This window comes from Endozoicomonas sp. ALD040, assembly GCF_049275945.1.
In the GTDB taxonomy this organism is placed as follows: domain Bacteria; phylum Pseudomonadota; class Gammaproteobacteria; order Pseudomonadales; family Endozoicomonadaceae; genus Endozoicomonas_A.
The window spans coordinates 2,016,253-2,038,120 of the sequence record NZ_CP184829.1 but is presented as its reverse complement, the minus strand read 5'-3'; the positions used below and the strand labels follow the sequence as shown (position 1 = coordinate 2,038,120).

General features: G+C 50.2%; 19 protein-coding genes. 14 read left to right on the top strand and 5 right to left on the bottom strand.

Annotation, left to right across the window (positions count from 1 at the left end; all coding sequences use genetic code 11):
- Positions 1-128: 128 nt before the first annotated feature.
- Positions 129-959 (bottom strand): trypsin-like serine peptidase, encoded by an 831-nt coding sequence (locus ACOJUN_RS06765; protein ID WP_422135898.1) that lies wholly within the window; start codon positions 957-959, stop codon positions 129-131.
- A gap of 200 nt (positions 960-1,159) precedes the next feature.
- On the opposite strand from ACOJUN_RS06765, the gene ACOJUN_RS06760 reads away from it, so the two are divergent.
- A complete protein-coding gene (locus ACOJUN_RS06760) occupies positions 1,160-2,143 on the top strand; it encodes a transposase (RefSeq protein ID WP_422135897.1) in 984 nt (327 codons plus the stop codon).
- Positions 2,144-2,371: 228 nt separating this feature from the next.
- On the opposite strand, the gene cueR is transcribed toward ACOJUN_RS06760, so the two are convergent.
- Positions 2,372-2,785 (bottom strand): Cu(I)-responsive transcriptional regulator, encoded by a 414-nt coding sequence (cueR, locus tag ACOJUN_RS06755; RefSeq protein WP_422135896.1) that lies wholly within the window; start codon positions 2,783-2,785, stop codon positions 2,372-2,374.
- A complete protein-coding gene (locus ACOJUN_RS06750) occupies positions 2,782-5,241 on the bottom strand; it encodes a heavy metal translocating P-type ATPase (protein ID WP_422135895.1) in 2,460 nt (819 codons plus the stop codon). Before ACOJUN_RS06750 ends, cueR begins: the two co-directional genes overlap by 4 nt.
- A 262-nt stretch (positions 5,242-5,503) precedes the next feature.
- Between ACOJUN_RS06750 and ACOJUN_RS06745 the strand changes: the two genes are divergently transcribed.
- Positions 5,504-5,935: a hypothetical protein gene (locus ACOJUN_RS06745; RefSeq protein ID WP_422135894.1), complete on the top strand. Its 432-nt coding sequence runs from the start codon at positions 5,504-5,506 to the stop codon at positions 5,933-5,935.
- Between the two features lie 257 nt (positions 5,936-6,192).
- Here the strand turns inward: ACOJUN_RS06745 and ACOJUN_RS06740 are convergent, their stop codons facing one another.
- Positions 6,193-6,780: an acyloxyacyl hydrolase gene (locus ACOJUN_RS06740; RefSeq protein ID WP_422135893.1), complete on the bottom strand. Its 588-nt coding sequence runs from the start codon at positions 6,778-6,780 to the stop codon at positions 6,193-6,195.
- 557 nt (positions 6,781-7,337) lie between these two features.
- Between ACOJUN_RS06740 and gspC the strand changes: the two genes are divergently transcribed.
- The 12 genes from gspC (at position 7,338) to ACOJUN_RS06680 (ending at position 18,930) form a co-directional block, all read left to right on the top strand.
- Complete coding sequence (gene gspC, locus ACOJUN_RS06735) at positions 7,338-8,234, top strand: type II secretion system protein GspC (protein WP_422135892.1); 897 nt, start codon at positions 7,338-7,340, stop codon at positions 8,232-8,234.
- Positions 8,231-10,432: a type II secretion system secretin GspD gene (gene gspD / locus ACOJUN_RS06730; RefSeq protein ID WP_422135891.1), complete on the top strand. Its 2,202-nt coding sequence runs from the start codon at positions 8,231-8,233 to the stop codon at positions 10,430-10,432. The genes gspC and gspD overlap by 4 nt, the downstream gene beginning before the upstream one ends.
- Complete coding sequence (gene gspE, locus ACOJUN_RS06725) at positions 10,407-11,945, top strand: type II secretion system ATPase GspE (RefSeq protein WP_422135890.1); 1,539 nt, start codon at positions 10,407-10,409, stop codon at positions 11,943-11,945. Before gspD ends, gspE begins: the two co-directional genes overlap by 26 nt.
- Positions 11,945-13,168: a type II secretion system inner membrane protein GspF gene (gene gspF, locus ACOJUN_RS06720; RefSeq protein ID WP_422135889.1), complete on the top strand. Its 1,224-nt coding sequence runs from the start codon at positions 11,945-11,947 to the stop codon at positions 13,166-13,168. The genes gspE and gspF overlap by 1 nt, the downstream gene beginning before the upstream one ends.
- A 92-nt stretch (positions 13,169-13,260) precedes the next feature.
- The gene (gene gspG / locus ACOJUN_RS06715) at positions 13,261-13,701 is read left to right on the top strand and encodes a type II secretion system major pseudopilin GspG (protein ID WP_422135888.1); all 441 of its coding nucleotides are present in this window, start codon (positions 13,261-13,263) and stop codon (positions 13,699-13,701) included.
- Positions 13,701-14,285, top strand: a complete 585-nt coding sequence (gene gspH / locus ACOJUN_RS06710) for a type II secretion system minor pseudopilin GspH (protein ID WP_422135887.1) — start codon at positions 13,701-13,703, stop codon at positions 14,283-14,285. Before gspG ends, gspH begins: the two co-directional genes overlap by 1 nt.
- A 3-nt stretch (positions 14,286-14,288) precedes the next feature.
- Positions 14,289-14,690 carry a type II secretion system minor pseudopilin GspI gene (gene gspI, locus ACOJUN_RS06705; protein ID WP_422135886.1) on the top strand — a complete coding sequence of 134 codons (402 nt, stop codon included), beginning with the start codon at positions 14,289-14,291 and terminating at the stop codon, positions 14,688-14,690.
- Entirely contained in the window at positions 14,687-15,325 is a 639-nt protein-coding gene (gspJ, locus tag ACOJUN_RS06700; RefSeq protein WP_422135885.1) for a type II secretion system minor pseudopilin GspJ, read from the top strand. Before gspI ends, gspJ begins: the two co-directional genes overlap by 4 nt.
- Complete coding sequence (gene gspK, locus ACOJUN_RS06695; RefSeq protein WP_422135884.1) at positions 15,322-16,329, top strand: type II secretion system minor pseudopilin GspK; 1,008 nt, start codon at positions 15,322-15,324, stop codon at positions 16,327-16,329. Before gspJ ends, gspK begins: the two co-directional genes overlap by 4 nt.
- A complete protein-coding gene (gene gspL, locus ACOJUN_RS06690) occupies positions 16,326-17,561 on the top strand; it encodes a type II secretion system protein GspL (protein WP_422135883.1) in 1,236 nt (411 codons plus the stop codon). Before gspK ends, gspL begins: the two co-directional genes overlap by 4 nt.
- On the top strand, positions 17,558-18,124 hold the full coding sequence (gene gspM / locus ACOJUN_RS06685) for a type II secretion system protein GspM (RefSeq protein WP_422135882.1): 567 nt from the start codon (positions 17,558-17,560) through the stop codon (positions 18,122-18,124). Before gspL ends, gspM begins: the two co-directional genes overlap by 4 nt.
- 5 nt (positions 18,125-18,129) lie before the next feature.
- Positions 18,130-18,930 (top strand): type II secretion system protein N, encoded by an 801-nt coding sequence (locus tag ACOJUN_RS06680; protein ID WP_422135881.1) that lies wholly within the window; start codon positions 18,130-18,132, stop codon positions 18,928-18,930.
- A gap of 4 nt (positions 18,931-18,934) precedes the next feature.
- Here the strand turns inward: ACOJUN_RS06680 and ACOJUN_RS06675 are convergent, their stop codons facing one another.
- Complete coding sequence (locus ACOJUN_RS06675) at positions 18,935-21,172, bottom strand: ankyrin repeat domain-containing protein (protein WP_422135880.1); 2,238 nt, start codon at positions 21,170-21,172, stop codon at positions 18,935-18,937.
- Between the last annotated feature and the right edge of the window lie 696 nt (positions 21,173-21,868).

Genomic DNA, 21,868 nt, shown 5'->3' with positions numbered 1-21,868 from the left:
GATTGTGAGTTTCACAAAAACGCACTCAGAAGGTGAAAATCAGAATCAGAGAATTATACAAGAAAAGCCATGGATTGGGGGCTTCTCAGGCTGATTTATGTGATGTGAACTCGGGGATTCAGGTATGATTAAAGCAAATTCATTGCCAAGGTTAATGGTGTTATTAAAATACATAACATAGTTGAAGCAGAAGCAGAAGCAGAAGCAGAAGCAGAAATGGAATTCCATCTTTGTGCATTTAGAGAAATTCCTTTTATTAGGTAATATATATCATGGCTTTTTTCTAATCGCACATACTTCTCTATAAAATTACGATTAAAAGTTAATGACAGCTTAAACTGGATTGCCAAATTGTCTTGATAGAATTTTCCAACATGTATTCCTAAGATAAATGAATTGTTTTGTCTGTAAAATAAGGGAGAACCTGAATCCCCAGGCTGGGAATCTCCGGGATATGAAACGAAATGTACTTCATCATTGCAGGAGCCTACCCAACTTACAGATGCAAGCTGCAATAACTGCTGATTGCCATAACCCGCAACCATAAGGTGAGTAATATTATAAAGGTCAGGACATTTGGTATAGTCGATGTCAGCAGGAGGAATTGACACAGGCCGGTTTAACTCAAGTATTGCTATATCGTATTTAGGCCAATCAGAGGCAGAAAAAAAATTATTATTTATTATATACTTTATAACTTTTCTTTTAATCTTGTTTTTAGCATTAAGAAAAGTTATGTCTAATTTTTTACCAATACAGTGAGCTGAAGTCAGCAAATGCTTATCAGATATGAGCACAGTAGTACAACCATCATTAATACCAGCTATCCATGGAAGCGTACCTGAATTTATTTTTCTAACCGGCTCAGTGTATCGAGGAATTCTACTGTTTGATTCACACAATATTTCTTCTGAAGTAAATATTAATATAAATGAAAAGAGCACAATAATTTTTTTCATTAAATGTTGCCTGTCTGTGCTAGCCAAGTGTATCAAAGTAGCATATTTCAAACTTGTTGCCGTATAACCACTAAAGAAAAGAAAAAAGACACCCATAAATTTGCTTTACAAAAGAAAAAAGACACCCATAAATTTGCTTTACCGTCCACCTAGTCTACTTTTTCACCCATCACTGATTTTTTACCCAGACAGGTGAGTCCATGGCACAGGCCCGCAATACTCTGATTGACCCCGGCTCAACGCCTTATTACCACTGCATGGCAAGATGTGTTCGTCAGGCTTACCTCTGTGGAGAGAACCACCTGACTGGCAAGAACTACGAGCATCGCCGCCAATGGGTGGTGGATAAACTCCGGGAACTGGTTTCAGTCTTTGCTATCGAAGTCTGCGCTTACGCTGTCATGTCAAATCATTATCACGTGGTTTTGCACATCAATCAGTCATCTGCCAGAGGCTGGTCACGGGACGAAGTGCTTCACCGTTGGACGACCTTGTTTACAGGCCCACTTCTGGTGCAAAGGCATTTGGCTGCTGACAAACTGGGCAGCGCTGAATTGGCCCGTATTGATGAATATGCTGAGGAATACCGGCGTCGTTTAACGGATATCAGCTGGTTTATGCGTTGTCTGAATGAATACCTTGCTCGTGAGGCCAATAAAGAAGACGAGTGTAAAGGACGCTTTTGGGAAGGTCGCTTTAAAAGCCAGGCACTGCTGGACGAAGCAGCGTTACTGACCTGCATGACCTATGTTGACTTGAATCCGATTCGGGCTGGAAAGGTGGAAACACCGGAAGCATCAGACTACACGTCGATTCAGGAACGCGTGGAGCAGGTTACACATTCTGAGACTAAAAAGCAGCCGCTGACCCTGAAACCTTTTTGTTTGCAGGGCCAGAATACGGACGTTGCCCTTCCCTACCTTCTTCATGACTATCTGGAACTGGTTGACTGGAGCGGTCGCATTGTCAGAACAGACAAGAAAGGTTCCATCCCGTCATGCACCCCTCCTATTCTTGAAAGATTGGAAATTGATCCGGATGAGTGGCTGAAAACCATGCAATGGAATAATCGTTTTTATCGGGCAGTTGGCCGTCTGAAGGCGATGAAGGCTTATGCACTTGAAGCCGGACAGAAGTGGCTTCGAGGTTTAAACGCCTGCAGTCGTTTGTATCTGACAAGTTAGCTTAGAAGTCAGTTAAGAAATTAAACACTTTCTCTTTATCCCTCCTCGACTTTAAGTCGGAATAAGTTTGTGTCGTCTGAATCATGGACTGAGCAGCCTCTGTTCGTCGAACGCTCATGTGTGGCTCGCTGATAGGCTATTCGAAGATAGGTTTTCAGATCCTTTTTTGGGAATGCAGTTTTTAAATGTCTTATTTATTTAATGGGTGTCTTATTTTTTTTTTTTATCTTATTTTTTATCAGGATCCGATTCCATTCCCCTGGCCAGCCGTTCAATGATAGGGCAGTCCGGCATATTGTCTCCATGACAGCATTGGGCGAGCTGTTGCAGGCTGTCACGAATCACCTGCAGTTGACTGATCTTAGCCTCGACATCGACTAATTTTTTCAGGGCCAGTGATTTTACATCAGCACTTTTACGATGTTTGTCGTTATACAGATCCAGAAGGTCCGAGCACTCTTTCAGAGTAAAGCCCAGCTCTCTGGCGCGGCTAATAAAAGACAGTTCTCGTATGTGTGATTCATTATAATCACGGTAACCGTTATTGAGACGATGGGCAGGTGAAATCAGGTTCAGACTTTCATAGTAACGAATGGTTTTGGCGGTCAGTCCAGTGGCCTGCGCTGCTTTGGAAATATTCATGATTCAGGCTCCCTTGCAGTTGGCTTGAAGCGTCTCAGACGATTGGCGTTGCTGACCACTGTGACCGATGACAGAGCCATGGCTGCTCCTGCAACAACAGGATTAAGCAGCATTCCTGTGAAAGGGTATAGCACTCCGGCAGCAATCGGGATACCGAGAGAATTGTAAACAAAGGCGCCAAACAGATTCTGTTTAATGTTTCCCAGAGTTGCCCTGGACAGCTCGACGGCGTCGGCCAGTCCATGGAGTGAAGAGCGAATCAGGGTGATATCTGCCGATTCAATGGCAACATCAGTCCCTGTGCCTATGGCAAAGCCAACGTCAGCACGGGCAAGGGCCGGGGCGTCGTTTATACCGTCACCTGTCATACCGACCTTGTGCCCTTTTTCCTGCAACTGCCTGACATAGCGCTCCTTGTCTTCAGGCAGAGTTTCGGCTCTAAAGTCATCAATGCCCACCTGTTGAGCAACAGCGGCGGCAGTCAGCTTGTTATCACCGGTCACCATCAAGACCCTGATGCCCAGTTTATGGAGTCTTTCGATAGCTGCTTTGGAGTCTTTTCTTATCGGGTCGGCGACCGCTATCAGTCCCGCCAGTTGATGATCCACAGCCAGATACATGGGGGTTTTACCCTGATTGGCCAGTGACTCTGATGTGGATGCCAGAAGCGAGACATCAATGCCATTGGCAGCCATAAGCTTTTCATTACCCAGCAGCACAGACTTTTCTTGAACACACCCGCTCACTCCTTGCCCTGTGACTGCATGAAAATCGGATACGGGTGAAAGTGACAACGATTGCTGTCTGACAGAATTGACAATAGCGTCAGCCAGGGGATGCTCCGATGCACTCTCAATGCTGGCGGCAATCTGCAGAATTCTGTTTTTTTCTTCCTCAGTGTCCGCCGTGATGCTGATTCGTTCGGTCACTCTGGGATCGCCTTCGGTGATAGTGCCTGTTTTATCCAGCACTATGGTGGTCAATTGACTGGCCTGCTGCAAAGAGTCTCCCTTGCGAATCAGCATTCCCAGCTCAGCGGCCTTGCCAACACCGGCCATGACAGACATAGGAGTAGCCAGACCCAAAGCGCAGGGGCAGGCAATAATCAGAACCGTGGTGACTACCACCAGTGCGTGCGCTAATACCGGCGCAGGCCCGAAAAAGAACCAGACAGTGGCTGCCAGAACAGCAATGACTATCACAACGGGTACAAATACAGATGAGATCTGATCTGCCATCCGGGCAATGGGGATTTTTGAACTCTGGGCTTTTTTCACCAGGGCAATGATATGGGCCAGAGCGGTTTCACTGCCCACCTTTTCTGCCCTGAACAGCAAGCTGCCATTTTTATTCAGGGTGCCTGCTGAAACTGCGTCGTCTGGTGTTTTTTTCACAGCCAGTGGTTCGCCTGTGAGCATAGACTCGTCCACGAGACTGCTGCCTTCAACGACAATGCCGTCTACCGCGATATTCTCGCCGGGTCTGACTCTGACGATGTCGCCTTTTAAAACCTGGTCTGTGGGGAGATCTATTTCCTGTCCATTGCGTACGACTCTGGCCGTTTTGGCCTGAAGCCCCAGCAGACGCTTAATCGCCTGACTGGTTTTGCCTTTGGCTCTTAACTCCAGAGCATGGCCCAGATTGATAAGACCAATGATCATGGCACTGGCTTCAAAGTAAACATGGCGAGCGGCAGACGGTAGAAGGTGAGGAAACAATACGACGACCATAGAGTAAAGCCAGGCTATGCCTGTGCCTATGGCAATCAGGGTATCCATATTGGTGTTGCCATGCTTCAGAGCTTTCCACATGCCGGTAAAGTAGTGTTTACCTGAGAACACCAGAACAAAAAGAGTGGCAAGGCCAACAATCCCCCAGGCGAGTTGCTGAAAGGGCGTGTTTATGCTCATTTCGCCGGTGACGACACCCCAGATCATCAGGGGAATGCCCAGACTCAGAGCAATGGCGGTATGTTTTAGCAGGTGGCGATACTGTTTTTTGTCTTCCTCTTCCTGTTTCAGCTGAAGATCACTGTCAGGTGTCAGCACGGTGCCGGGATAACCGGCATGTTCCAATGCCTGCAGAATGACGCCAATTTCAGATTGCCCCTGAACAGAGCAGGTTTTATCGGCCAGATTGACCGATGCACTCTCAACACCCGGAATCTTTAGAAGAGCCGACTCGATTTTGCTGACGCAGGAGGCACAGTGAATAGTCGGTATAGAAAATTGTCGTTCAGAGTCGCAGGGTATCACTCGCGCTTCAAATCCGGCTTTTTTCAGGGCTGAAATCAGAGAGGACGCTTCAGCACTGCCTTTGACCATAGCCGTTTTGTCTGCAAAGTTAACACTGGCTTCATTCACGCCAGTCACTCCTTTCAGGGCCTTTTCAATTTTGCCGACACAACCGGCACAGTTGACTCCGGAGAGGGCCAGCTGAATCTGTAGAGATTTCATGGTGTTTCTCCACGAGATTGATTTAGAGGGAAACTGTGCACAGGATAACCCTTACCCTGACTGGAAGGTAAAGAGGTGGTAGAGAAGATATGCCATAATCCGCAGCTAACATCTACACAACCGCTTACCGCTACGCCGAGCTCAAAGAGCTGACTGCCCGGGAACTGGATTCATCCTAAATTCTGGTGCTTCTCGAAGTTTTGCAATGATGCTCGCTGGCTCTGCTATGCTGATCAGCGCAACGACAACATGAGGTAAGATTATGTCGGTTGAGTCGAGACTGGAAAAACTGGAAGAGCAACACAGACAGTTGGATGCCAACCAGCACGGGCTGGCAAAAGTCTGTGCTGATACCAAAAATATTGCGCTGACCAATCAGCATGATATTGCGGGCCTGAAGATCGAAGTGTCATCTGTTCGATCTGACCTGGCGGCACTGATTCAGGCGACTATGGCGGGTTTCAAGCGCAGCGATGAGCAACATCGGGAGACACAAGCCCGTATTGATCGGCTGGAGCTGGAAACTCGTACCCGCTTTGAACAGGTGGACAACCGTTTTGAAGAGATGGACAACCGTTTTGAACAGATGGACAACCGTTTTGAACAGATGGACAACCGTTTTGAACAGATGGACAAACGATTTGACCAGCTGGAGCTGCTCTTTCGCCAGATGATCCCCCAGGCCCGTAATTAACTCAGTTATTTTCCTGCCAGCACCACGCTAAAGTATCCAACCGGATAATGGCCAGTTTTTTTAATCTGGCCTCTGGTTCAGACTCCTGTTCGGCCTCTAACCTTCGCAATAATAACTTGTGTCTGCCTCAGTTTGTTGAGTTCCTGTTCATTGATCAACACAAATCGGCAGTTTAATGTCGAAACTGAGCCATCCATCAAATGTTTTTGAAAAGCAGACAGTCAGCAAAACGCCCGACAACTGCCGGGCATTTAATTTCAAAAATGATAAGCAAGCGAAAACTGGACAACATTCAAATCCATATTGGGCCGTTTGATATAAGCATTGGAGTAGTGAAGCAACTTGGCGCCCAGGTCAAAACTTTTTTCGGAACCCAGAAGAACCCCGGCACCCAGCATGGTTTCAAACTGTAAATGAGTGCTTTTTTCTAAAGGCTGGTCGCCTTTGTAACGGATCTGGGTGTCGCTGATCCAGCCAACGCCCAGACCTGCATCGAAGTAATACCGTCCTCTGGGACTCTTGAATTGCCATACCGGAGTCACGAAAATGCCATGGATATCATCGTCACCTTTCGAGCTGTGGGAGGGTCTGGCATCGAGTTTATTGTCCCAGTAAGAAACCGAGGTATCGAGAAGAAAGCGATCATTCCATTCTGAATGTTCGAGAAGTCCTTCGTCACTTAAATGCCATCTGAGTGCCAGACGAGTGTCCTTAACCTCTATTTTACTGGAAAGATCCGGCCCGTAGCTGAAATGAATACTTTCGGGTTGTGCGACTACCGACGTTGAAAAAACAGATAGCACCAAAGGTACTGCCGACAGAAAGGCTGTGTTATTGAATTTCATGATCCTTATGCTCTTGTTTTATTTATTGAGCCCGCTACCAGAGTTTGCTGCGCAATATTCTTGACGCCAAGTGGGAGGGGGCTTCCTACTAACTTACACTAAGGAGTCAGCCAATAAGACCAGATTTTTGCAACCTTGTTCTTTTTCAGCAAAGCCAGGTTGATATGCAGGCTGTTATCTCACACAGTTCTGGGCTTTTTATGACTCAAAAAATGAAGGGACCGATGAAGTATCAGATGATGAAGCTGAGTTTGGTTATTACCATTCGAACTAAAAGAGGCGATCTGATGGCTTCACGAGAGTGTAACAGTGAACCATTACCATCAAATCGGTCGATTTGATCTGGATCAAGATCAGGGCCGTTTTGCTGTAGCCTCTATGCACTGAAGGATGAAGAATAATTCGTTGTTTTTATAAGTATTTACACGTATGGTGAATTTTTTGTACCTATGTACCACTATATGTACCACTATTAGTGGCAATTGGGAAAACAAGAATTTTAATGCCGACTTAATCTGCATTGGACTGATAAACGAATTAGATGAATAAGTTGTACCATGTCACCAAGCCTGCTCAACAGACTGAAAGCCTTTGGCCCTCTGTCCTCGCCTGACTTGAACATTGCCAGTGTGTTATCACAGACTGGGGTGCGGCGACTGATTATTGGCTGTGAAGTGCTGCTGGTGATTCTTCTGACTCAACAGCTGGCTCGTCTTACCTGGCAACTCATGGAGGGTTCTGGCAGCGCCAGGATTCAGTCGTGGCAACCTCAATCGACAGTGGTAAATCGTCGCCAATCGGAACAGGATGCCTACCCCGCACTGAATGATTTCCATCTGTTTGGTCAGGAGCCTGTCAAGCTGACACAAACGGATAACCCTGGTATTGACCCCAACGCTGTTCCCAAATCCCGCCTCTCTGCAAAAGTCACCGGTATTGTTGCCAGTTCAGTTCCTGCTGATTCCGTTGCGGTGATTCGTTCCAGTGGCCGTGATCGCACTTATCGAATCGGTGAAAGGCTTCAGGGCTCCAATGCGGAAGTGAAAGATATTTATGAGGATCGGGTGATTGTATCGAACCGGGGCAAGCTCGAAGCCCTTTTGCTTTACCCCGATGAAGCGGATCGAAAAGTAGAAAAAAGAGACAGTGGTCGTCTGATAGAAATTCGTCAGCAACTGATCTCTGATCCGGACTCTTTTACGGATTTTTTTCAGATCACCGAGGCTCAGAAGGATGGTCAGCTGGTCGGGTATCAGATAACCCCTGGCAAGTTTCCTGACGTTTTTCGTGAGTCAGGCCTGAAGCCTGATGATATAGCCCTGTCCATTAACGGATATGACCTGAGTGACAGCAACGATACCATGAAGCTGCTGCAGGAAATCAAGCAGCTCACCCAGCTATCGATGACCATTGAACGGGGTGGTCGTCTCTATGAAATAGAAGTCAAACTATGAGTGTTAGAGGAAAGACAGGGTTATTAGTATTACTCCCTGAATTGCTTAGCGGGGCCATTGCCCGAAAATGTGTGAACCAGAATGCCGTGAGACGGCTGCGCAGACAGATCTGCTCAATGATGGCAGGACTCTTACTGGTTTCAGCGTTTGCTTTTGCCAGTCAGGCTTCGGCTGACTATCAGCGTTATTCTGCCAGTTTTGAAAAGGCCGATATTGCTGAATTTGCCAGTACGGTCAGTGCCACTCTGAACAAAACCATTATTCTGGACCCCGCTGTTCGTGGCTCTGTAACGGTGCGTTCCTATGACAAGCTCAATGCTGAACAGTACTATCAGCTTTTTTTGAACGTTCTGGAAGTTCATGGTTTTGCCGTTATTGAACAAGAGAATAATGTTCTGAAAATTGTTCAGGACAAGAACGCAAAAATGTCGTCTATTGCGCTGGCCGACCGGCAAAACACGGGTCAGGGTGATGAGTTCGTTACCTGGGTGCTTCCGGTTCAGAATGTGCCGGTGAGAGAACTGTCTCCGTTATTGCGCCAGCTCAATGATACTGCAGGCAATGTGGTTCATTACGATCCCTCCAATATTCTTCTGCTGACTGGCCGTGCTGCTAATGTGAAGCGTCTGGTTGAAATTGTCAGACGAGTAGATATGGCCGGCAACCGAAACTTCTCTGTTATCCAGCTCGAGTACGCTTCTGCTTCAGAAATGCAGCGAATTCTCACTTCCCTGCTACAGGAAAAAGGTGGTAAGGGCAGCGCGTCCCGGGTGACCGTGGTTGCTGATGATCGTAGCAACCGCCTGATTGTTGCCGGTCAGGCAAGACAACTGCAAAAAGTGAATCGTATTGTCTACCAGCTGGATGCCGAACAGGAATCCTCCGGTAATACCCGTGTCTTCTATTTGAGGTATGCCAAGGCGGAAGAACTGAAAGAAGTCATGGAAGGTGTCGGGCAAACGGTTCAGGCAGAAAAAGACAGCGGTAAAACAGTTGTTCGTAATAACCAGAAATTCAGCATCAACGTTCATGAGCAAACCAACGCTCTGGTGGTCACCGCTCAGCCAGACATTATGAAAAGTCTGGAAAGTGTCATCAAGCAGCTTGATATCCGTCGTGCCCAGGTTCTGGTCGAAGCCATTATCGTTGAGGTAGCCGATGGTGATGGCATTAACCTCTCCTTCCAGCTGGCCAATGCTAACAACGGCAGCATGATGCAGTTTAATGATGGCCGAACGGTACCGATTGGCGAGATCATGGCCGGTTTGAAAGAGGCAGAGGACGTGCCGGGCTCAACGGTCATCGGTGAAAATGGCACCACTATTAACCCTGATCAGCCAGGCGATTACACCAGATTATATGATGCTTTGGCCGGTGTTTCCGGTGCTGCATTCAGTATCACATCCGGCGACTGGACAGCCCTTTTGCAGGCTGTTACCAGCTCAACAAAATCCAATGTTCTGGCGACTCCCAGCCTGATGACGCTGGATAACGAAGAATCTTCTTTCATAGTGGGTGACGAAGTTCCTGTTATCACCGGTTCCGCCTCCAGTTCAAACAACGATAATCCTTTCCAGACTGTAGAGCGTAAGGAAGTAGGTGTGAAGATGACCGTCAAGCCCCAGATCAATGAAGGGGATTCGGTGATGCTGGATATTACTCAGGAAGTGTCTGGTGTTAATGGTACGACTTCCGTCGATGTCACTTTCTCCAAGCGTGAAGTGAAAACATCCATCATGGCCCGCAGTGGTGACACCATTGTTATTGGCGGACTGCTGGACGAAGACGTGCAGGAAAGTGTTTCCAAAGTGCCACTGCTGGGTGACATTCCCTACCTGGGGGCGCTCTTCCGCTCCACCTCCAGCGAGGTGAAAAAGCGTAACCTGATGGTCTTCCTGAGACCTACCATCATTCGTGACGATAACATCCTGACCAGTATCAGCGGTAAGAAATACAGCTATATGCGTGCCCGCCAGCTAGATCGTCGTGATCAGGGCGTTGAGTTGATGCCTGATGCGAGAACTCCGGTCCTGCCTGAATACCCTTCTAACTCCGATCTGATGAACAGAGCGCGCCAGAAACTGGATGAAGCCGATCGGAAAGAAAAAGAGAAAGAAAAAAACGACAGGGAAGACGATGACAAGGTAGCCAGTAAACAGTCGGAGAAGAACGATGCTGAGTCCGGCGATAACAGTTGATCAGGAAACCGAAGTCCTTGCTCAAGGTACTCCTGCGGGTGTTCTTGAACTGCCCTTTGCCTTTGCCCGTAACTTCGGTGTTCTGCTGGAACAAGAGCCGCAGGGCAGCCCCTGCCTGTACGTCAATGGCCAACCATCCAGAGCAGCCATTGCCGAAGTTCGTCGATTTGTTGCGGGTCCGATAGATATTAAATCACTGTCCGAGGGTGAGTTTGAAGCACGACTGTCGGCTTATTATCAAAAAGACTCATCGGCTGCCCGACAGCTGATGAACGATATCGGCAATGATGAAGGTCTTCACTCTCTGGCAGAGGAATTACCCGACAGCGAAGACCTTTTAGATGCCGATGATGGTGCCCCGATCATTCGCATGATCAACGCCATGTTAGGTGAGGCGATCAAGGAAGGGGCTTCCGATATTCATATCGAAACCTTCGAAAACTGCCTGGTCATTCGCTTCCGCGTCGATGGTGTATTGAGAGAAATCCTTCGACCCCAGCGTAAGCTGGCGGCATTGCTGGTATCCCGTATCAAGGTTATGGCCAAACTGGATATTGCTGAGAAGCGGGTGCCTCAGGACGGTCGTATTTCTCTGCGACTGGGTGGCCGTGCCGTTGATGTCCGGGTATCGACACTGCCTTCCCGTCATGGCGAGCGAATCGTATTGCGTTTGCTGGATCGCAACAGTGTCCGTATGGATATGTCCAGCTTAGGCATGACGCCTGATATTCATCAGCACATCCGTGAGGCTTTGCATAAACCTCACGGCATTCTTCTGGTCACAGGTCCGACCGGTTCTGGTAAGAGTACGACGCTGTACGCTGGTCTCACAGAAATCAATGACACAGAGCGCAATATTCTCACCGTTGAAGATCCTGTGGAATACGATCTCGAAGGTGTGGGTCAGACACAGGTCAACCCCAAGGTCGATATGACCTTTGCCCGGGGTCTGCGTGCCATCCTGCGTCAGGACCCTGATGTGGTGATGGTGGGTGAGATTCGTGATCTCGAAACCGCAGAAATTTCTATTCAGGCCTCCCTTACCGGTCACCTGGTATTGAGTACCCTGCACACCAATACGGCTATCGGTGCTGTCACACGCCTGAGAGATATGGGCATTGAGCCTTTCCTGCTGTCATCCAGTTTGCTGGGCGTTCTGGCCCAGCGTCTGGTTCGTACCCTCTGTCCTTCCTGCAAAGTAGCCAGAGAGCCAACGCCTCATGAGCGAAAGCTGATAGGAATGGACGACTCTGACAGCAGACCCGTTCACGAAGCCAGCCCTGAAGGTTGTTCCGAGTGTCATGGCGGTGGCTATAAAGGTCGAACCGGCATTCATGAGCTGTTTCTGGTCAGCGATGAAGTTCGTAGAATGATTCATGAGGGTGCCGGTGAACAGGCTCTGGAAGACGTGATTCGCAGGACCAGCCCCAGTATCCAGAAAGATGGCTTCCGTAAAGTTCTTGCGGGTATGACTTCCATTGAAGAAGTACTGCGGGTGACCAGGGAGGAATAATGGGCGTATTTGCTTACGAAGCCCTGGATAAAAAGGGTAAAAAACGCAAAGGGGTACTTGAGGCTGATTCTGCCCGCCAGCTCCGTCAGCAGTTGCGCTCCGAAGGTCTGGTTCCGGTGACCATTAATGAATCTGAGCAAAAGAGCAGTGGTGAACGTGCGTCGTTTACTCTGTTCGAGAAAAAAGCCAGCCCGGCTGAAGTCGCCATGCTGACTCGTCAGCTGGCCACTCTGGTTGCGGCTGCCATTCCTCTGGAAGAGTGTCTTCAGGCCTTGTCTCGTCAGGTTCAGAAATCCCATCTGAAAGCTATGATCACCACCGTCAGAGCCAAGGTACTGGAAGGCCGGACGCTGGCAGAAAGTCTGGCGATTTACCCGAAAACCTTCGACACACTGTATTGCTCAATGGTGGCGGCCGGTGAAAAGTCCGGTCATCTGGATACGGTTCTGGAGCGGCTGGCAGATTATACCGAACAGCGTCAGCTGATCCGGGGTAAGCTGATTCAGGCCATGATCTATCCCGCTATTCTCAGCATAGTAGCGGTCTCGGTCATCGCCATTTTGCTGGCAACCGTGGTACCCACCGTGGTGGAACAGTTTGCGGATCTCGGGCAGGACCTGCCAGCCATGACTCGTGCCTTGATTGCCATGAGTGACTTTGTTCGGGATTACGGCTTCGGTGTACTGGCTGGCCTTGTCGTTCTGTTATTCATGAGGCAACGTCTGCTGGTTAATCCCGAGCGGAGACTGACCCACGACCGATGGCTGTTGAAAATGCCCGTTATGGGTGAAGTGGGTGCCGGTGTTGATACTTCCCGTTTTGCCCGGACATTGAGTATTCTCAGCAGCAGTTCAGTGCCCCTTCTGCAGGGTATGAGAATCTCGGCAGAAGTCATGTCCAACTCTTTTATCCGGAAATCCCTTGAACAGGCTTCGGAGCGGGTGAGGGAAGGTTCCAGCCTCTGGATGGCGCTGGATCAGACACAACTGTTTCCACCCATGATGCTTCATATCATTGCCAGTGGTGAAAAATCGGGTGCGCTGGAACAGATGCTGGTTCGAGCAGCGGACAGTCAGGATCGACAGTTTGAAAACCAGGTGAATATTGCCCTGGGTGTTTTTGGCCCTTTGCTGATTGTCTCCATGGCGGGCATGGTTCTGTTTATTGTGATGGCGATTCTGACCCCGATGCTGGATCTTAACTCACTGGTATCAGATGGTTAACAGTCAGTATGGGGTTTTCAGTAAAGAGCTTTTCAGAAGAGAATATGAGCCTGACACAGATCGGGCCATGTGACATTAGGAGTGAATGACCAATGACTACGAAAAAGGCACATCGACAACAACAGCAGGGTTTTACCCTGATCGAGATCATGGTGGTGATCGTGATTCTCGGTGTCCTGGCCAGCATGGTGGCCCCGAATGTTCTGGGTAACAAAGAAAAGGCAGACCAGCAGAAAGCTGTCAGTGACTTAGTGACGCTGGAAAACGCACTGGATATGTACAAGCTGGACAATAATCACTTCCCATCGACTCAGCAGGGTTTGAATGCTCTGGTAGAACAGCCTTCCGGCAGCCCTCAACCCAGGAATTATCGTGACAACGGCTACATCCGTCGTCTACCCCAAGACCCATGGGGTAATGACTATCTGATGCAGTCTCCCGGTGAATTTGGTGATATCGATATCTTCTCTGCCGGTCCTGATGGCCAGGCGGGCTCTGAGGATGACATCGGCAACTGGAACATGAATTCCTGATGAAAAGTGCCGGTTTCACCTTGCTTGAAATCATGCTGGTTCTGGTACTGCTGGGCATTGCTACCGCTGTCGTATTGCCCACTCTGGAACCGGCTGACAGTTCCGCACGTTTAAAAACGGCTGCGGATCGATTTGCTGCTCTGGTGAAAACTGGCCACGAAAAGTCATTGCTCAAAGGTAAAGACCTTGGGGTCAGGTTTACCGACAATGGCTATCAGTTTATGGAGTGGCACGGAGACAAATGGCAGTTAATGCAAAATGACCGATTGCTCACAGAGAAAGAACTTTCAGAAGCCATCAATCTGGATTTTATGCCGGGTGAGCTGATCTGGCAGGCTGCTCTGGATGCTGAAGAGCAGCAGGATAGTGACTCGTTTTTTACTGACTCAGGGCTGTTTGAAAACGAAGCAAGCAAGAAAAAGCCTGAACTCTATATCTGGTCCAGCGGTGACCTGACCCCGGCGGAAGTGCGGTTCCAGTCAACCAGCGACATTCGTCGTTTTTTTAGTGTCATAATCACGGAAACCGGAGAAGTAACCGTGGTCAGTGCAGATGAGTACGACAAGACAGTTGGCCGGGGCTGATAAATGAAACGTTATTCAGGCTGTTCCCGATGTTCCCGACAGGTCAGGGGCTTCACTTTGTTAGAAGTGTTGATGGCCATGACTATTCTGGCCATCGCCGGTATCACGGTGCTCAGAACCAGCAGTGAAAGCCTGGATAACAGCCAGTACCTGAAGAACAAAACCATGGCTCGCTGGGTAGCCGACAATGAACTGGTCGATCTCTACCTGAAGGATCAATGGCCATCCCAGACCTGGAAAAAAGAAACCCGTGAGCTGGCTGATCAAACCTGGCATGTTCGATACCGAAGTGTGCGTACGGCGGATGACAATTTTCGGGCCATCCAGGTCGAAGTCCGACTCGACCGTGATGAGAAGAAAGCCGCTCTGGCCAGTCTGCAAACTTACACGGTGAAGCGGTCTTGAAGTCATTGAATGTCATGCAACGCTCGACCCAACGCGGTTTTACATTGCTCGAAATGTTGGTGGCTCTGACCATTTTTGCACTGGTCAGTATGAGTGCCTGGCAGATTCTGCAGGGGGTTATGGGTGCTCGGGATGTTGCCAGCGATCATCAGAGTCGTATTCGGGAAATTGACTACGCCATGATGGTCATGGAGCAGGACTTTCGGCAAATGATTGACCGGGGTGTGCGGGTCGATGGTGAACTGACGGATCAGAGTCTGTTTGCCGGTAGAGACATGCTGGAATCCGATGACGAGGCGGCGGCCTTTATTCGTCTGGGCTGGCGCAATCCGAAACAGAAACTCCCCCGCTCTGAGTTGCAGAAAGTCAGCTATCGGCTCAGAGCCGGAGTGCTCGAACGTCAGCACTTTTATGTGCTGGACCCGGAGGAGAATGCAGAACCTGTGGTCAGGGATCTGTTAACCGATGTCCGCTCACTTAAATTTCAGTACTTTATTAATGGCCAATGGCTAGAAATGCTCGGCAATACCCTGCCCCAAGGTATGAAGATTACGTTTGAGCTGAATGATCTGGGGGTCATCGAGCGGCGCTACGTGCTTTCCGGGAACTGGGAAGTTCAGGAGCAAGATTCATGACGAGCCTGATTTCAGATAAAAAGAATACAACGTCTTTTCAGCGTCGTCAGTCGGGTGTCGCATTGCTAATTGTTATGTTCGTATTGACGTTGATGGTGCTGATAGCGGCAGAGATGACTTTTGGATTTTCCCTGCAAATGCGCCGGACAGCCTCCCTGCAACAAATGGAACAGGCACGCTGGTATGCATTGTCTGGCGAAGAACTGGCAGTCAAAGTACTTCAGGACGGGTTTGATGAAAGCGAAGAAACCGTGAATCTTGGTCAAACCTGGGCCACGGGGGAAGTGATTTTTCCGATGGATGGCGGAACAATCAGGGGCGAAATTTTCGACGCTCAGGCCTGTTTAAACCTGAATGCTTTGCAGGCTCCGGATAAAGAAGGGCAGACCTCGGTTGAAGTCAAAGTGTTTCAATCCCTGATGGAAGCTTTGGGAATTGAGTCCTATCAGACCGAGATCATTGCACAATCAACCAGAGACTGGGTAGATAATGACAACACCCAGGGGTCAGGCATGGGCGCGGAAGACAGTTATTACCAGTCTCTGCCAGTGCCCTATCTGGCCAGTAATACCAGTATGAGATCGGTTTCGGAGTTGAGAGCGGTAAAAGGCGTCAATGCCAGAATAATGAGAAGGGTCAAACCTTTTGTCTGTGCATTGCCGACCACTGAAATGAAGATCAATATCAATACCCTGTCGCCGGACCATGCGCCGGTGCTCAGCGCCCTGTATTGGGGTGAGCTTCCCTTAGAGCAGGCAAAAGAGGTATTGGAACAGAGGCCGGAGAATGGCTGGAGGAGTGTCGATGAATTTATTCAACAACCCTCTCTCTCCAACTTCAGTGCCGAAAACACCCATGAATTGATGTCGGTGGACAGTCAGTATTTTGCAATGACTGCAACCGCTTCTTATGCGGACACCAAAGTCCGAATAAAGAGCCTGCTGCGGCGGGAAGAAGAGAATAAGTTCAGCGTCATTCGCCGAGAGTTTGGAGGGCTTGAGTGAGCCAGTATCTTATCATCAGGCTGCCCGGAGATCCCGGCCAGCCCGTTCACTGGCAATGCTATCCAGTAGAGCAGGAGCCAGTGATTCAGGTAACCGAAGGGGAAAACGCTACCTTTGGTATTCTGCCGTCTGTTGAAGACCTGGGAACACTGATGGAGTCATTCCCGGATACCAAAACCATTGCCCTGGTTCCCACGGAGCTGGTCAGTGTTCACTGCCTTCAGGTTGAAGGCAGACTGAGCAAGGCGGTATTAAAGTCACTGCCTTTTCGTCTGGAAGATGATCTGGCTGAGGATGTGGATGATCTTCATATTTCGGTTATTGCCAGAGAAGGAACTCAGGTTTATCTGTCAGTGGTCGCTCATTCGAAAATGGCTTTCTGGTACGAAGCACTGAATCAGTCCGGTCTTAAAGTCAAAACCCTGATTCCTGAAGCCCTGGCTCTGCCCTGGACCGAGGGAGAGTGCTCGGCGCTGGCCATGAATGGACGCTGGATACTCCGGGATGGCCGCTGGCAGTGGGCTGCCTGTGATCCATCCTGGCTGAGCTTCTGTCTGGCAGAGGACGACTCAGAAGAAACGCCCCTGAAAGTGAACTGTTTCAGCGAACTACCAGAGGACAGGCCGGGTGAATGGCGTCAGGAAGCTTCGGGCTCTGCTCTGGAAGTATTGGCAGCGGGTGCGGTGAGCGCCACCTCACAGAAAAACAGTGCCAACCTCTTGCAGGGCGTCTGGCAGGTAGAGTCATCCGTCATCAAAAGCCTGAAACCCTGGGGGCTGGCTGCCGGACTTCTGGCTTTTACCGTCACTCTGTTTATGGCTCAGGCGGTAGTGAAGTCGGTACAGTTGGAACAACAGGCTGAACAGCTTAATGCACAGGCGCATAAGATCTACAGTGACATGTTCCCCGGTGAGCGGATTGTGCGTCTGCAGTCGCAGATGCGGCAGAAGCTTATGGCCTTGAAAAGTAGCAACAGCGATGACTCGGGTCTGCTGAAACTGCTCGATCAGACTGCCCCGCTGTTTATACAGTATCCGCAACTCAAGCCGGTTACTTTGTCGTACAACCAGTCTCAGCAATCACTCCGGGTGGAAGCCACTGCGAAGGATTTTGATACTTTTACGGCATTTCGGGAAGAGTCGGGTGAGCAACTGGTGATCACGGTTGAAACACTGGAGAAGCGTGGTGATATTGCCAATGGTACGCTGATCATCAAGGGGAGCGATTCATGAATAACGTTGTGGAAAGCTTCAATGAGCGCTGGCAACAGGCTCAAACCTACTGGCGTGGTCTGAGTCGACGCGAGCAGCAACTCTGTACGGTAGCAGGTGCGTTTATTATTGTCTGGAGCATTTGGCAGGGTATTTTAAACCCTTTGTCAGAACGTCAGTTAGCTGCCGAGCGAAAGCTGGTGGCCAGTCAGAAGTTACTGGCTTCTGTAGAGAAACAGGCCAACGAGATCGTCAGTCTGCGTCAGGGTCGGCCTGACAAGAGCCGCTATCTGGTGTTACCTCTGGACCAGTTGGTGAACAGAACCGCAAAAGATTTCGATCTGCGCATCACCGGGGTTCGAGCCGTTCGAGATGCATTGCAGGTCGATCTTGATACAGTGGGCTTTGATCGTTTATTGGCATGGCTGGTCAATCTTCAACAGCAGGGTGGGGTTGAGATCAGGGAGCTGGAGGTAGAAGCCGCCGAAAAGCCCGGTCATGTGATCGTTAAGGCTCTGAGAATGGAAAGAGCCTTCAGCGCAGAGACAGCCTTCAGCGCAGAGACAGCCTTCAGCGAGAGTTAAGACATATGAAGAAAATCATTTCTCTGGCTGCACTGGCCGTTGTTTCTTACTCAGTTTTTTTGCTGGCAGGGTTGCCAGCCGCTTTTGTCTGGCGTCATGCACCCAACATGTCGGGGATTGAGCTGGAAGGTCTGTCAGGTTCAGTCTGGTCGGGTTCAGCGCAGGAATTAACCATCAATGGTATCGAGCTTCAGGAAGTCAGTTGGGATTTCCAGCCTTCTGCACTGCTCACCGGAAAGGTCAGTGCGGACCTCGAGGTCGGCGATAACTTGTCTGCTGTTGTAGGTCAGGCGACAGTGACCTACAGTCCTCAGGGTGTGATGGTTGAAGACCTTGAAGCAGACGCCTCGGCAGGCTGGTTACAGCAGCTTGCAGCCATGCCAGTTCCGGCAACAGCCAGAGGTAATATCAATCTGGTGGTAGACTCCCTGGTCTATGAAGAAGGTCGGTGTGTCGAGCTGGATGGTCGTATGGAATGGGAAAGAGGGCGAATCAGCAGTCCTCTGGGTAACGTAGAACTGGGTAAAGCAGATGCTGATCTCACCTGTAAGGGAAATACTCTGGAAGGTAAAATTAGCCAGTCATCCGAGTTTCTGACAACAGATGCCGTTTTCAGCTTTAATCTTAACGGCAGTTATTCATTGAACGGGAAAGTGTCTGAAGGTGAAGCTCTGCCAGAAACCATGAAAGATGGAATGAAGTTTCTGGGAAGGCCGGATTCTCAGGGGCGCTTCCCTTTAACATTCAGAGGGGGCATCCAGGGGGTATTCTTATCCAACCGACCGAACAGATCAAAGCATCAGTAACTTGCTAGTATGCCCCACCGTTGATCAGGAGATTCACGCAGTCGGTATTGCCCTCCTTGGTTGCGATGGACAGCGGAGTGGCGCCAGTCTTGGTGCGGGCGTTGATATCCGCCTCGGCGTTGATCAGGAGTTTCACGCAGTCGGTATTGCCCTTCAGGGCTGCGGTGAACAGCGGAGTGGCGCCATTCGGCAGGGCAGCGTTGAGATCTGCCCCGGCTTCGATCAGGATTATCAGGCAGTCGGTATTGCCTTTCTGGGCTGCGATGAACGTTGGGCTGGCACCACCCTTAATCCGGGTGTTGAGATCTGCCCTGGCGTTGATCAGAAGTTGCAAGCATTCGATGTTATTTTCCTGGGCAGCGACGAATAGCGGGGTGGCACCATTCAGCAGGGCAGCGTTGAGATCCGCCCCGGCGTTGATCAGGAGTTTCACGCAGTTAGTATTGCCTTTCGCAGCAGCAACGAACAGTGGGGTGGCGCCATCCTCAATTTGCGCATTGATATCTGCCTTGGCTTCGATCAGGATTTTCAGGCTGTCGATGTTATCTTGCTGAGCAGCCATGAATAGCGGGGTGGCGCCGTCCGAATTCCCTGCGTTGAGAGCCGCCCCGGCGTTGATCAGGAGTTCCACGCAGTCGGTATTGCCTTTCGCAGCAGCAACGTACAGCGGGGTGGTACCACTCTTAGCCTTGACGGGGCTGAGATCCGCCCCGGCCTTGATCAGGAGTTTCACGCAGCCGGTATTGCCTCTCGCAGCAGCAACGTACAGCGGAGTGACGCCATCCAAAGTCCGGGCGTTGAGATCCGCCCCGGCCTTGATCAGGAGTTTCACGCAGTCGGTATTGCCTTTCTCAGCAGCAACGTACAGCGGAGTGGCGCCAGTCTTAGTCCGGGCGTTGAGAACCGCCCCGGCGTTGATCGGACGTTTCACGCAGTCGGCATTACCGTACTCAGCAGCAGCATAGAGCGGGGTGGCGCCATTCTCAGTGCGGGCGGTGATATCCGCCCCGGTGTTGATCAGGAGTTCCACACAGTCGGTATTACCCTTCGCAGCAGCAGCGTGCAGCGGGGTGTTGTCAGTCTTGGTCCGGGCGTTGAGATCCGCCCCGGCGTTGATCAGGAGTTTCACGCAGTCGGTATTGCCTTTCGCAGCAGCAACGTACAGCGGAGTGGCGCCAGTCTTAGTCCGGGCGTTGAGATCCGCCCCGGCGTTGATCAGGAGTTTCACGCAGTCGGTATTGCCTTTCGCAGCAGCAACGTACAGCGGAGTGACGCCATCCAAAGTCCGGGCGTTGAGATCCGCCCCGGCGTTGATCGGACGTTTCACGCAGTCGGCATTACCGTACTCAGCAGCAGCATAGAGCGGGGTGGCGCCATTCTCAGTGCGGGCGGTGATATCCGCCCCGGTGTTGATCAGGAGTTCCACACAGTCGGTATTACCCTTCGCAGCAGCAGCGTGCAGCGGGGTGTTGTCAGTCTTGGTCCGGGCGTTGAGATCCGCCCCGGCGTTGATCAGGAGTTTCACGCAGTCGGTATTGCCTTTCGCAGCAGCAACGTACAGCGGAGTGGCGCCAGTCTTAGTCCGGGCGTTGAGATCCGCCCCGGCGTTGATCAGGAGTTTCACGCAGTCGGTATTGCCTTTCGCAGCAGCAACGTACAGCGGAGTGACGCCATCCAAAGTCCGGGCGTTGAGATCCGCCCCGGCGTTGATCAGGAGTTTCACGCAGTCGGTATTACCATACTCAGCAGCGATGAACATTGCGGTGGCACCATTCGAATGGGTAGCTTCAAGGTTTGCCCCAGCGTTGATCAGGCGTTCGACGACATCTGTGTGCCCCCAGCTGGATGCCAGCATCAGGGCAGTGAAATCAGCAGTCATTACAGCATTGACATTGACTCCTTCCGCCAGAGACCTCTCCACCTGATCCAGATCCGCGTTTAAACAGGCACGATAAAACCTCTGATCGGGGAAAAATGTATCCGGGTGAGATTCACTGGTGTTCTGATTCACCAAAGGCATCGGGTTTTGCCGGCACATCGCACACCGGCGTGAGCCGATGGGCTGATTAACAAAAAACCTCGAAATACAGTCCAGATCAAAGCGGTAGCCACAACATTGGGCTTTGACGACCACAGGCGCTTCACTTCGGCCATGGAAGGGAGCTAAACAAATAGGACAATGGTCTGCCTTCAGTGTCAAAGGGGAGAGGGTAGCGAATAATACCACACATAAGTAGAACATCTGTGTCGCTCAATAAGCCGTGTGGGTTAGATACAGAAAAGCATATTAGTTCATTTAAACGGCTATCAAAGTTCGCTGTGGCCAAACAATCACCTGTTTCAAAAACTCAGAAGATGGGAACATCTGAGAGCCATGATCACTGAACAACACAACACTTTTTTTGTTCCCTTCTTTAACCTCTGTTCACTACCTCGCCCCAACGTTGAACAGGCGTTTGACGACGTCTATGTGAGACTTGATGGATGCCAACATCATACTTCGTGCATCAAATGTGTGATCAAGAGCCGTATGACGGGAGACTCTCAGGTATGGTTCCGTGAGAATTGCGCCTTGCAAGCGCGTAAAATCTTGTGACCTGAAATGGTCATCGCGGTAAAGCTGTGGTCGGCAGCCGTGTACCGAGTCTTGCGTGGTAGAAGGTAACGACTACTGCGAAGCGTAGACAGGGTGATAACAGGCCGTAACGTCTGCTAAGGGATAATTAGCCCCGAAATTGAACGTGGTTGAAGTAGCTGACCTTCTTTCTCAATGGGGAAAGCGGAAGTCGGGAGCTCCGCTAATGACAAGGCATCCCGACTGCTTCCGGGGTTCGTACCCACGGCATGTTATCGAATGATTTTACGTGAACAAGGGAGATCCTGAACGTTCAGGCGGAGCCTGTAGGGTCCGACGAGCCTGTAAAGCAAGAACGACTTG